This is a genomic window from Bradyrhizobium sp. AZCC 2230, from assembly GCF_036924495.1.
Classification (GTDB): domain Bacteria; phylum Pseudomonadota; class Alphaproteobacteria; order Rhizobiales; family Xanthobacteraceae; genus Bradyrhizobium; species Bradyrhizobium rifense.
This window is the reverse complement of the sequence record NZ_JAZHRS010000001.1, coordinates 3,716,351-3,728,053: the sequence shown is the minus strand read 5'-3', so window position 1 is coordinate 3,728,053 and position 11,703 is coordinate 3,716,351. Positions and strand designations below refer to the sequence as shown.

Annotated in this window: 12 protein-coding genes; 10 read left to right on the top strand and 2 right to left on the bottom strand. The window is 60.1% G+C overall.

The window, feature by feature from the left end; translation table 11 throughout:
- The first annotated feature begins 1 nt into the window (after position 1).
- The 4 genes from V1280_RS17905 to V1280_RS17890 all read left to right on the top strand — a co-directional run bounded on the left by V1280_RS17905 (position 2) and on the right by V1280_RS17890 (position 2,940).
- A complete protein-coding gene (locus tag V1280_RS17905) occupies positions 2-796 on the top strand; it encodes an FAD binding domain-containing protein (protein ID WP_334526599.1) in 795 nt (264 codons plus the stop codon).
- Positions 797-1,044: 248 nt separating this feature from the next.
- Positions 1,045-1,311, top strand: coding sequence for a hypothetical protein (locus V1280_RS17900; RefSeq protein WP_334526597.1), 267 nt, complete (start codon positions 1,045-1,047; stop codon positions 1,309-1,311).
- 59 nt (positions 1,312-1,370) lie between these two features.
- On the top strand, positions 1,371-2,357 hold the full coding sequence (gene acuI, locus V1280_RS17895) for an acrylyl-CoA reductase (NADPH) (protein WP_334526595.1): 987 nt from the start codon (positions 1,371-1,373) through the stop codon (positions 2,355-2,357).
- 19 nt (positions 2,358-2,376) lie between these two features.
- A complete protein-coding gene (locus V1280_RS17890; RefSeq protein WP_334526592.1) occupies positions 2,377-2,940 on the top strand; it encodes a DUF2478 domain-containing protein in 564 nt (187 codons plus the stop codon).
- A 263-nt stretch (positions 2,941-3,203) separates the two neighbouring features.
- On the opposite strand, the gene V1280_RS17885 is transcribed toward V1280_RS17890, so the two are convergent.
- Entirely contained in the window at positions 3,204-3,698 is a 495-nt protein-coding gene (locus V1280_RS17885; RefSeq protein ID WP_334526589.1) for an Lrp/AsnC family transcriptional regulator, read from the bottom strand.
- Between the two features lie 119 nt (positions 3,699-3,817).
- Here V1280_RS17885 and megL point away from each other — a divergent pair, with 119 nt between their 5' ends.
- From megL to V1280_RS17870, 3 genes are all read left to right on the top strand, one after another.
- Complete coding sequence (gene megL / locus V1280_RS17880; RefSeq protein WP_334526586.1) at positions 3,818-5,017, top strand: methionine gamma-lyase; 1,200 nt, start codon at positions 3,818-3,820, stop codon at positions 5,015-5,017.
- 834 nt (positions 5,018-5,851) lie between these two features.
- Positions 5,852-6,085, top strand: a complete 234-nt coding sequence (locus V1280_RS17875; RefSeq protein WP_334526584.1) for a hypothetical protein — start codon at positions 5,852-5,854, stop codon at positions 6,083-6,085.
- A gap of 340 nt (positions 6,086-6,425) precedes the next feature.
- On the top strand, positions 6,426-6,803 hold the full coding sequence (locus tag V1280_RS17870; protein WP_334526582.1) for a helix-turn-helix domain-containing protein: 378 nt from the start codon (positions 6,426-6,428) through the stop codon (positions 6,801-6,803).
- Positions 6,804-6,861: 58 nt separating this feature from the next.
- On the opposite strand, the gene V1280_RS17865 is transcribed toward V1280_RS17870, so the two are convergent.
- Positions 6,862-7,962 carry a LysR family transcriptional regulator gene (locus V1280_RS17865; RefSeq protein WP_334526579.1) on the bottom strand — a complete coding sequence of 367 codons (1,101 nt, stop codon included), beginning with the start codon at positions 7,960-7,962 and terminating at the stop codon, positions 6,862-6,864.
- A gap of 58 nt (positions 7,963-8,020) precedes the next feature.
- On the opposite strand from V1280_RS17865, the gene V1280_RS17860 reads away from it, so the two are divergent.
- The 3 genes from V1280_RS17860 to V1280_RS17850 are packed head-to-tail and all read left to right on the top strand — an operon-like array spanning position 8,021 to position 11,699.
- A complete protein-coding gene (locus tag V1280_RS17860; RefSeq protein WP_334526576.1) occupies positions 8,021-9,541 on the top strand; it encodes a M81 family metallopeptidase in 1,521 nt (506 codons plus the stop codon).
- A 55-nt stretch (positions 9,542-9,596) separates the two neighbouring features.
- On the top strand, positions 9,597-10,067 hold the full coding sequence (locus V1280_RS17855; protein ID WP_334526573.1) for a RidA family protein: 471 nt from the start codon (positions 9,597-9,599) through the stop codon (positions 10,065-10,067).
- A 48-nt stretch (positions 10,068-10,115) separates the two neighbouring features.
- Positions 10,116-11,699, top strand: a complete 1,584-nt coding sequence (locus tag V1280_RS17850; protein WP_334526570.1) for an ABC transporter substrate-binding protein — start codon at positions 10,116-10,118, stop codon at positions 11,697-11,699.
- The last annotated feature ends 4 nt before the right edge of the window (positions 11,700-11,703 follow it).

Here is an 11,703-nt window from a genome sequence, read left to right as displayed (position 1 = left end):
CATGTACGAGACAACTTACCACCGCGCGTCCAGCATTGACGAAGCGGCGACGATGTTCGCGAAAGGCTCGGAATCGAAATACCTTGCTGGCGGCCATACGCTGATTCCCGTCATGAAGCAGCGTCTGGCATCGCCCTCCGACATTATCGATCTCGGAAGGATCAAGGAACTCATCGGCATCGAAGCGTCAGGTGACGCGGTGACGGTGAAGGCAGCGACGACTCATTGCGATGTGGCCACCAGCAAGACTGTGCAAACGGCGATTCCGGCGCTGGCGTATCTCGCCTCGCTGATCGGCGATCCGGCCGTGCGGCATCGTGGCACCATCGGCGGCTCGCTCGCCAACAACGATCCCGCCGCAGATTATCCGGCCGCAGTTCTGGCGATAGGCGCCACCATCAAGACCAACAAACGCTCAATTGCGGCAGATGATTTCTTCGAGGGCTTGTTCACGACCGCGCTGGAGGAGGGGGAGATCATCACTGCCGTGTCTTTCCCAATCCCGGCGAAGGCCGGCTATGCCAAATTCCCCCATCCGGCCTCGCGCTTTGCATTGGCCGGTGTGTTCGTGGCCAAGACCAAATCGGGTGAGGTTCGCGTCGCCGTGACGGGGGCTTCACAAAGCGGCGTCATGCGAGTGCCGGCGATAGAGGCGGCCCTGCAGGCGGACTGGTCGACGGCCGCACTCGACGATGTCGCGATCTCAGACGACGGCTTGTTGAACGATCTTCATGGCTCCTCGGACTATCGCGCTCACCTGATCAAGGTGATGGCGCAGCGAGCGCTGGCGGTTTGAGTAGTATGATGTCTGGTAATGGATGAACTGGCATTTCGCACCGATGCACCGGCACTTGCCGTCGATGAAGTCAAGGTGGCGACTATGCCTTGAGGTGGAGTGATTGACATTGCTCCAACACCCGTTGCCAGAATTGCCAAAGCGTTGCCCTCCATTCGGACAGTACGAAGTATTAGAAGGAGTAAGCGAATGGCTCAATCGATATGCAAGCGGCACTGAGTGTGACGCCCATCCTGACGGAAAGAGCTATGGCGGCCGCGAACGGGGAAGATCCGTTGGAGGCCGCGGTGGAATTGGTGCGTACCTATATCGTGGTCGTCAATGCGATCACGGCGAATGTCCTTAATGCCCAGGCGGGGTCTGAATGGCTGAGCGCCGAACCGCAAAATCTCGAAGAGGTCCGACGTTCGCTCAACAGCATTGCGGACGATGGCATGCGAGCAGGAGAAGCTCTCGTTCGACTTCGATTGCTCATGGAGAAGGTGTCGATCGTGGATGGAGCCCTTGGACCTTGAACTGAAACAGCTTCTCTTAGAGCACGCTTCTCACCTCAAACCACGCGTGGAGATCTGCATTGGCGACGTTCAAGGCGATCAGGATTGACAAGGCAGACAAGGGCACAGTTGCCGCGCTCACCCAGTTCGACGAAGCGGACCTGATGGATGGCGACGTCACTGTACTGGTGGAATGGTCGGCGCTGAATTACAAGGACGGTCTTGCCCTCACCGGCAAGTCGCCGGTCGTGCGGCGTTTTCCAATGATTCCGGGCATCGATCTTGCGGGCACGGTCGAGCAGTCGTTACATCCGCATTGGAGAGCCGGCGACAGGGTGATCTGTAACGGCTGGGGGTTGGGTGAGACCCATCTGGGTGCCTATGCTGAGAAAGCTCGCGTCAAGGGCGATTGGCTGGTGCGTGTTCCTGACGGTATGTCCACGCGCGACGCGATGGCGATCGGCACCGCCGGCTATACGGCTATGCTGGCAGTACTTGCGTTGGAGCAGCATGGCATCACCCCGGCGAGCGGTCCGATTGTAGTGACCGGCGCGGCAGGCGGTGTCGGCTCGGTGGCCATCTCGGTGTTGTCCAAGCGTGGCTACCAGGTGATCGCATCGACCGGACGAATGTCGGAGGCCGACTATCTGCAACACCTCGGTGCGTCCGAGGTGATCGATCGCAATGAGCTCGCCGGTCCGGCCAAGCCGCTGGCCAGGGAGCGCTGGGCAGGTGGGATCGATAGCGTCGGCTCAACCACGCTGGCTAATCTCGTGTCGATGACGAAATACCGGGGTGCAGTCGCAGCTTGCGGCCTTGCAGGTGGCATGGATCTGCCGACCTCGGTGGCGCCATTTATTTTGCGGGGTGTCTGTCTGTTGGGTATCGATTCTGTGATGTGCCCAATTGAGCTGCGAAAGGTCGCATGGAGCAGTTTGGTCAATGACCTGGATTCCAGGAAGTTATCCGAAATCACTCACGAGATTGGGCTTGATCAAGTGTTCGATAGAGGCTCCGAAATCCTCGAGGGCCGGGTTCGGGGCCGAATCGTTGTAAAAATTGCCTGAGAGATTGAGTATTCGTCCCGTGCGCGACAGCGAGGTGTCCCGCCCCATTCTGGCCGCTCTCGTTTACAACGAGCAGGCCTATCCGGACGACATCTTGAAGGAAGTAGTCGATCGCTGTCGCGCGCGGGGCCTCCGTTTGGCGGGCGTCGTTCAGCATAGGTCACGTGAGGCCGGTCATCGCTGTGACATGCTGCTTGAGGATCTGGCAACCGGGCAGCAGGCTTCGATTTTCGCCGCCCGAGGCCGCGGCGCCAAGGGGTGCCAACTGGACCAAGATGCCATGCTGCAGGTCGTGTCGCAGATTGAGCGGGAGCTGAAGGACGACCTAAAACTCTTGATATTGAACAAGTTTGGCAAAGTCGAAGCCGAAGGCGCGGGTATGCGCGATCTGATCGCGAAAGCGGCCTGGATGGGTATTCCGGCGATCGTTGGTGTTCCTGTATGCAATCTCCACGCTTGGAGGGAGTTTGCGGGAGAATTGTCAGCCGAACTGCACGATTCGCGCGACGTCGAGGGGTGGCTGGTTCGGACGGTAAGCGGTGCACCTTTGGAAAAGGCAACGATGACGGACCTGCCTCCTTAGCCCTCGCGGTTGGGACGTTGTACGCCGAAGCACAACGCCGTTACCTGAAGTCGGTCTCTCCTAATGCGAGGCGCCTGTTCCATCAGATGGCAGTCCCGCATGTCGATGCAGTCGACGGCTTGCTTGACAGCTTCACTGCTGGAATAGATCTGCATAGTGTGCTCTGGCAGCTTGGAGACATTTTATTGGACGGCGGGTCAGATAGCTCCCGGCCAGTTTCAGGGCGGGCAGATTGCGATCCGGGATAGTTGCCTCCCGGTTCACTACCGAATATGGCGTCCCTTCACTGGCAATGCTCCTGCGGCCTTGTAGGTGCGCATCGCAAAGCTTGATCGAATGTCGCGCACGGAAGGCAGCGACAGAAGGCGGCGCAGCACCGTGCTCTCGTAGGTCGCCATGTCAGGCACGACCACCTCGATCAGGAAATCAACATCGCCCGATACCAGGTGGCAGGAGACCACATCTGGCATCGCGACAACCGCGTCGACAAAGGCGTTGGCACTCTCGTGCGAATGACGCTCGACCTTGATGCCTGCGAAAACGGTGAGGCCGAGATCGACCGCTGCCCGGTTGAGAATCGTGCGGTAGCCCTCGATCGCGCCGCTCTCTTCAAGCAGCTTAACTCGCCTTGAACAGGGAGACGGTGACAAGCCGACACGGTCGGCCAATGTGATGTTGGGCAGTCTCGCGTCCGCTTGCAGCTCCTCTAGAATCTTCAGGTCGATCGCATCCAGCGTGATTTTGGCAGGATCACTCACTCTTCGCCCTCGCGCTTTCAATTGTGCCAATCAGTGACTTAAAGAATAGCGAGTTTAGCACCAATGAACGCCGATTTGTGGCACAAATCTCCAAATAATTGGTCTTTCGGAGTGAATCGATGCAAGTGAGCCGTCGCAACCGTGGCTTTGCTACCCGCGCCATCCATGATGGCTACGATCCGCTCGACTATCATGGCGCGCTCAATCCACCGGTTTTCCTGACCTCGACCTACGCGTTCGATCGATCGGCGACTGGCAGCGACCGGTTCGCAGGGGCGGCCCAAGGATACGTCTACAGCCGTGTCGGCAACCCGACGGTTAGTATTCTAGAGAGCCGCCTCGCGAATCTCGAGGAAGGTGAAGCCTCACTCGCCACGTCATCGGGAATGGGCGCGCTGACGGCGGTGATCTGGACGCTCCTCAAGGCCGGCGACGAGATCGTTGCGGATAAGACGCTCTACGGCTGCACCTTCGGGCTGTTGCATCACCAGATCGAGCGCTTCGGCATTGTGACGCGGTTTGCCGACCTCACCGATCCAGAAAACCTCAAAGCCGTCCTCACGACGAAAACCCGGATGGTGATTACCGAGACGCCGTCCAATCCTAACATGCGCGTGATCGACATCACCGGGATCGCTCAAGTCTGCCGCCGCGCGGGTGTTTTGCTCGTCGTCGACAACACTTACTGCACGCCTTACCTGCAAAAGCCGATTACGCTTGGGGCGGACATCGTTTTGCATTCGGCGACGAAGTATCTGGGCGGGCATGGCGATCTGCTCGCCGGGGCCGTTATTGCGCGTAAGGAGCATATCGATCAATTCCGGTTCGTCGGAATCAAGGAGATGAACGGCGCTTGTATCTCGGCCTTCGACGCGTTCCTGATCCTGCGCGGACTGAAGACGCTGACCTTGCGCATGGACCGTCATTGCGAAACGGCCCTGAAGCTCGCCCACGACCTCGAGGCCCATCCGTCTGTGGAGCGGGTCTATTTTCCTGGTCTCGATAGCCATCCCCAGAAGATGTTGGCAAGCCGCCAGATGAGCTCATTCGGCGGCATGATCGCCATGGAGCTGAAGGGCGGCCTCGCCGCTGGACGCACCTTCATGGATGCAGTGCAAGTCGCCACCTGTGCCGTAAGTCTCGGCGACGCCGAGACGTTGGTGCAGCATCCAGCCTCCATGACCCACGCAACCTATTCCGCGGAGGAGAGAACTAAGCACGGGTTTACAGACGGCCTGATCCGTCTGTCTGTAGGTCTCGAAGACTACGATGATATCAAAGGCGATCTGATCGACGCGCTGGATCACCTGGGTCGCTGAAGACCGCCCATCCGAGTCAAACTCACCTTCAAACCCATTGGCGAACACCATGCCGCTGGCCGATGGCGGCGGATCACCCTTTAGAAAGAATGCGAATGCTCAATACGTCTTGAGAGTCCTCAAGGCGCCTCCGTCCGCGAGATTCTTTGACGTGAGCAGCGATTTTGGGGATCGAGAATGCCGTTGCGTCCATCACGCCCACGCGCTGGCATGCCCGAGGATACGATCGCGTGTCTGCTGCGCGATGCCGTCGCAGTCAAGCCAATCAGCCATGAGCTGACGTGTGCTGTATAGCGTCAAGTCGGCAGGCTCAAGGCCTGAGCGAACGGTCCCGCAAGGTGATCTTTGGTCACTCGACGAAGACCAACGTTTCGGACGGTTGGCGACTTTGACTAGAGGATTGGTCAGTTGTCTCCAAGGCAGGCCGAATGGGATGTTCGTGGCTTGTCATGGCGGTGGGCTCAATCAGTTCCGGGTGGCCTTGGCGTCGCGATCGCCGAACCAAGCGTCCCTGCCCAGCGGCGCCCTCTAGCCGCCCGGCGCTCAGGTGTGTTGACACTTGAGCAACGAAGTCGAACAAAGACTGCTATTGCTCGAACGGATGGCAGGCCTATTCTTTGTCCGCTGCCATCTACTGCGGAGCTGGGTTTCGCCGCAGCTTGACGCCGCCAAGCAAGCCTCATTCAGTCAAAAAGCCTGTTTGATCAGACCGAGTCGCTTGCTGGCGGTCGTTGTCCTATCTCAAGCCGCCCAGCAGGAGGCGATCCTTGAAGACACGCCTCGTCGGACTTGGCCCGCACAGCACGCAAACGAGTTCTCCCGGCGGAGTAGGACATGACCAACACGCGCCAGAGCAAACGCGAGACTTGCGAGACGCCAAGAACAGCGTCAAGGCCATGGGCCGTCGCAGACGACGATCAATTACAGGAGCTGGCCGTCTCCGGCGCATCCTTCCTGACAATGGTTGAGCGGCTCGATCGAACCGAAGCTGCCATTCGCGCGAGGGCATATTTCCTCGATATTCCACTTCGTCGTGTCGGCGTACGACGGCGCGCCACGTTCAAGTAGTCGCGACAGGGGCGTTCTAGGCCGTCACCGTGGATGCTGTGGCGAGATGGAGCGGGGCGGGGAGGGGCTCTGTTCTGCACTGTGAGACAAGCAGCTGGATCATCAAGATGGCGCCCGCTTCAATTTCTTTCCCGAGGCCGGGTGCGGACTGCGGTCTCGTTCTGTGAACGATACCGCGCCTTTTTTCTCGGTAACGAACCTTGGCACCGATGGCTCGGACAAAGACCATGATGCAGGCACTCGTTAGTATCACCGCGGAGGGCGAGGCGGGATCATGCACGTCATGACGATGATCTTGTCAATTGGGGCAATAACCCGAGAGGCGCGGGCTTGTTAAGCCATGTCGACTATTCCGCAGATCGATAGTCGGGCGCCGAACAGTTTTTCAATGAAGGTGGCGCTTGTTGCTCGGTTTGCCCAGCACGGGCCTACCGTCGTCAATCTGAGGACCTGCGAACGCTCGGAATGGTTGTTGGTTGCCATCGACCAGGCCCGGATCAAGATCGAGGTCCTGTCGGGCTATCTTTCGCTTTTCGGCCATAATCTCGATATGGTCGTCAGTGTCCACGAGAACGCTTACCTGACCGATGCCGAGCAGGTCAGGATCCAGGTCTTGAGCGAGGCGGGAGCCGACGTGATCGTCTCGCTCTTTCCAGGGGGCACGTTTAGCATTTCGGAGATCGCTCGCGTCTCGACGATAATGCGCGAAACCGGCTGACCGGGCTTTGACAGGTGCTTGTCGTGGCAGGCGTCGACGGAGGCGGCATCAAAGCCGGCTACTTGCCCTGCGTAATGCCGAACGAGGCAAGCCGGTTTCGCATATTGCTCAATAGCTGCGCTGCCGCGGGCGACAATGGCCGGGCACGGCGTGTAATCAGCCGTAGCTTGGCCTTGGCACAAATGGCGTGATCAATATCCAGCATGACGACCTCACCGCGCGCGACTTCGGGGGCGGCGGCTACGCCGGAGCCGATGATCGCGACGCCTTGCGTCGCCCTGACATAGCGCCGCAGGGCTACCACTGAGCTGCTGATGAAGGTCGGCCGAAGCTTGACGTGCTCGGAATATTCTAGCGCATCGATCAACTGGCTGACGCCATAACCCCGCGGCATCGATGCGAACGGGAATTCCGCCAACTGGTTCACGGTGATCGGACGGCGGTGCCGCGCGAGCGGATGGTCGACGCGGACCAGCAGTCGGGCTGGCGCAGGCACGCTTGCGATAAACTGGATGCGGGGATCGGCCTGCGGATTATACGCCAGCCCAATATGGGCGGCGTCCTCTCCGACCTGATTCATGATATCCAGGACGGGTAGCGGGTCGATCGCAATCGACAACTTCGGGTGCTGCGCACAGAAGGGGCCTACGATGTGCTCGATCAGATGATCGACATAGCCTTCGCTCAACACGATCCTGACATGGCCCTCGTCCAGTCTGTCGATGGCCTCCAGCCGCTCCGTCAACTGCTGGCGATGGGCCTGACAGCTGCGCCAATATTCCAGCACATGGGCTGCCGCATCATTCGGCTTCATGCCGCGCGCCTGCCGCTCGAACAGTTTTAGCCCGAGCTCTTTCTCGAGCAGCACGATCTGGCGGGTGATGACTGAGGGCGCCGTGTTCAATTGGTCGGCGGCACCACGGATGGTGCCGTGCCGGCAGACGGCCTCGAAATAGCGCAGGCGGCTTTGACTTGGTTCTCGCATGATCGGCCTCTGTTGCTGTTTGGGCAACGAACCAGAGCAAAGATTGCTGTTGCTCGAACGCAGGTCAAGCCTATTCTCCACACGTCCAGCCGGTGCGGATTTCAATCGGCAACGACAGCGTAGGTCGGAAGGCCGGCCGTCCATCGAAATTGCGAGCCAGACCAGCACGCCCACAGCCTCCGTGCGGCAGGCAGTGAGCCCGCGCGCGGTCAACAAGGAAGAGGAAGCTCCGTTGAAGATTCTTGTCGCCGGCTTTCAACATGAAACCAACACGTTCGCGCCGTCCAAGGCCACCTACGAGAGCTTCGTCCAGGGCGAGGACTTTCCGAGCCTCGTGAGAGGCGAGGATGTCTTGAGCCTGCTGGACGTGAACATTCCGATCGGCGGCTTCATCAAGCATGTCCAGGCGGATGGGCACGAGGTGTTGCCGGTGATCTGGGCAGGTGCTGGCGCGTCAGCTCACACCACTGAGGACGCCTACGAGCGGATCGCGGGCGAAATTCTCGAGGCGGTCAAGCGCAAGAATTACGATGCGATCTATCTCGACCTGCACGGTGCACAGGTGACCGAGCATCTCGATGACGGGGAGGGCGAGTTGTTGGCGCGGGTTCGCGCGATCGTCGGGCGCGACATCAAGATCTCTGTGTCTCTCGACTCGCACGCCAACGTCACCGATCAGATGCTTGAGTTGGCCGACGCGGTCGTTGCCTACCGCACCTATCCGCACGTTGACATGGCCGACACCGGACGGCGCGCCGCCGAGCTGCTGCTTCATCTGGTGTCGTCGCGCGCGCCGCTTCACCGCGCAGCTAGGCGTATCCCCTTCCTGATCCCAGTCAACGCGATGTCGACCATGCTGCAGCCGGCGCGCGGTGTTTACGACTTGCTGGAGCAGCAGGAGGGGGCTGTGACCTCGCTGTCGTTCGCACCGGGCTTTTCCGCGGCCGACTTTCCCGAATGCGGCGCCACCGTCTGGGGTTATGCCAGCGACCGCGACGCGATCGAACGTGCCGTGGGACGGATCTACCAGCACATCGTCGATGCCGAGCAGGCATGGCGCATCGAGTTTGAAGATGCAGACAATGCCGTGGTGCGCGCCATTGCGATCGCACGGACCGCGAAGCTTCCCGTCATCCTTGCCGATACACAGGACAATCCGGGCGTCGGTGGCAACTCCAACACAACGGGCCTGTTGAAGGCGCTGATCCGGCACGGTGCCAAGGATGCGGCGATTGGCCTAATCTGCGACGCCAAGGCCGCTGCAGCCGCCCATGCCGCCGGTGTCGGCGCCGAGATCTCTATCGATCTCGGCGGATGCGCCGAGGTCCCGGGCGACAGCCCGTTGACCGCCCGCTTCCAGGTCGAAACGCTGTCCGACGGCAAGCTCATCTATGGCGGGCCGATGATGAATGGCAAGCAGGCCAATCTTGGCCCGACCGCCTGTCTGAAAATCGACGACATCCGCATCGTCGTGACCTCGGCGAAAGCCCAGTTGCTCGATCGCAACATGTATCGGACCGTCGGTATCGATCCGGAAAAGATGAAGATCCTGGTCAACAAGAGCTCGGTGCATTTCCGTGCCGACTTCGCGGCCATCTCCGAGGAGATCATCGTGGTGGCCTCGCCCGGACCGTTCCTGGCCGATCCGACCGCGCTGCCGTGGAAGCATCTGCGTGACGGCATTCGGCTCGGTCCGAACGGTCCCGTGTTCAAGGCTGCAACCCACGCAGCACCTGCCAAACTCTCGGCGTAGAGCCTCGATCACCTCGTCAGCCTTCCTGGTGCGAGCCACGATGGAGAAGGACAAGATGAGCATCTATCAACGTCTTCAGGCCATGGACATCGTGCTGCCGTCGATCACGGCGCCGGCGGCGTCCTACGCGCCCCGTCTGCGTACGGGCCAAACCCTGTATTTGTCCGGTCACCTCGCCAGGCGCAATGGTGCGGTCTGGACCGGCCGGCTCGGCGATGACATCGCGCTGGAGGAGGGCCGGTCGGCGGCGCGCACCACCGCGATCGACCTGCTTGCGACGCTTCAGCATGCGACCGGCAATCTCGACTCCATCGCACGCATTGCCAAGCTGACCGTCATGGTCGCCTCCATGCTGGATTTCTTCGAGCAGCATCTGGTTGCCAACGGCGCGAGCGAGCTGTTCGGCGAGGTGTTTCCAGACATGGGACCGCATGCGCGAAGCGCGTTCGGTGTCGTCCAGCTTCCGCTGCGCGCCTGTGTCGAGATCGAGCTGATCGCTGAACTTGGCTCTCCAGGGGCCGCCTAGCCGCACTCGACATTCAACCATTCGAACAAAGCAATAGGAGGGGGTCAAATGACGGATAGGCGTTCATTTCTGGCGATGACTGGCGGCCTCGTACTTGCAGCCGCAGCGCCGCGGAAAAGCTTTGCCGCGGGACCGAAGGTCCTGCGCGTCGTGCCGCAGTCCGATCTGAAGATTCTCGATCCGATCTGGACGACTGCGATCATCACGCGCAATCACGGCTATGCCATCTACGACACGCTGTTCGGTGTGGACGGCCAGGGCCAGGTCAAGCCTCAGATGGTCTCCGAATACAGCCAGAGCGACGATGGCAAGGTGTGGACCTTCACGCTCCGCAAGGGCCTCAAGTTCCATGATGGCGCCCCAGTGACGTCGGCGGACGTCATCCAGTCGCTCAAGCGCTGGGGTGCGCGCGACAATCTCGGCCAAAGATTGCTGGCGGCAACCGCCTCGCTGGATGCCAAGAGCGGCGACACATTCATCCTCACGCTCAAGCAGCGTTTTGGACTGGTCTTGGAAGCGCTGTCGAAGCCGGCGTCGGTGCCTCCGTTCATCATGCCCAAGCGGGTCGCGGAAACTCCCCCGGATCAACAGATCACCAGCCAGATCGGTTCCGGACCGTTCGTCTTCAAGACGGACGAATATCGGCCAGGCGAACGGGTCGTCTATGTCAAGAACACGGACTACGTGCCCCGGAACGAGCCGGCGTCGGGAACAGCGGGCGGCAAGGTGGTCAATGTCGACCGCATGGAATGGATCATTCTGACCGACGGCCAAACCCAGACCAATGCCATCATCAACGGCGAAGTCGACCTGATCGAATGGGTGCCGGCCGATCAATATGTGGCGCTGAGGAATAACCCGAAGATCGCGTTTGCGGATCTCGTGCCGAAGGGATCCTTCGCACTCCATCTCAACCATCTGTACCCGCCATTCAACAACCCGAAGATCGCGCAGGCGGCCTATATGGCGATCAGCCAGGATGCGCTGATGAAGGCGCAGATGGTCCACCCCGATCTGTACAACACCAATGCGTCGCTTTATCCGACGGGCACAGTCTACCATTCCGAAAAGACCTCCTACTACACGGGCAAGCCGCAATTTGCCCGCGCCCGCGCACTTCTCAAGGAGGCAGGCTACAACAACGAGCCGGTCGTGCTGATGTATCCGGCGAGTTTCGCGATCCTCAACAAATTCCCGCCCGTGATGGCGGCATTGTTGAAGCAGGCCGGCTTCAACGTCGATATGCAGTCGATGGATTGGCCGACACTAGTCGCGCGGCGTGCCCTGAAGACGCCTCCTGCTCAAGGCGGCTGGGGTGCCTTCATCACGGGCTGGAACATCCCGGACAACATCAACCCGCTGTTCTACGCACCGCTCACCGGCAACGGCGAAAACGGCTGGTTCGGCTGGCCAACCGACGCAAAGCTCGAGGCGCTCAAGGACGAGTTCTTGTTGGCGACAACCAACGAGCAGCGCAAGTCGCTGGCCGATCAGATCCAGGAGCGGAACTACGATGCGGCAATCGTCGCGCCGATTGGCGAGTACAAGACCATCACGGCAGCGCGCAAGGACGTGATCACCGGCACCGTCAGCTCACCGGTGTGTGTGTATTGGGGCATCCAGAAGGGTTGATCTC

What these genes read in the sequence shown, in the direction of transcription:
- V1280_RS17905 (WP_334526599.1), top strand. Translation starts at nt 2, where the DNA reads ATGTACGAGACAACTTACCACCGCGCGTCCAGCATTGACGAAGCGGCG.
- V1280_RS17900 (WP_334526597.1), top strand. Translation starts at nt 1,045, where the DNA reads ATGGCGGCCGCGAACGGGGAAGATCCGTTGGAGGCCGCGGTGGAATTG.
- megL (WP_334526586.1), top strand. Translation starts at nt 3,818, where the DNA reads ATGCAAGTGAGCCGTCGCAACCGTGGCTTTGCTACCCGCGCCATCCAT.
- V1280_RS17875 (WP_334526584.1), top strand. Translation starts at nt 5,852, where the DNA reads ATGACCAACACGCGCCAGAGCAAACGCGAGACTTGCGAGACGCCAAGA.
- V1280_RS17870 (WP_334526582.1), top strand. Translation starts at nt 6,426, where the DNA reads ATGTCGACTATTCCGCAGATCGATAGTCGGGCGCCGAACAGTTTTTCA.
- V1280_RS17855 (WP_334526573.1), top strand. Translation starts at nt 9,597, where the DNA reads ATGAGCATCTATCAACGTCTTCAGGCCATGGACATCGTGCTGCCGTCG.
- V1280_RS17850 (WP_334526570.1), top strand. Translation starts at nt 10,116, where the DNA reads ATGACGGATAGGCGTTCATTTCTGGCGATGACTGGCGGCCTCGTACTT.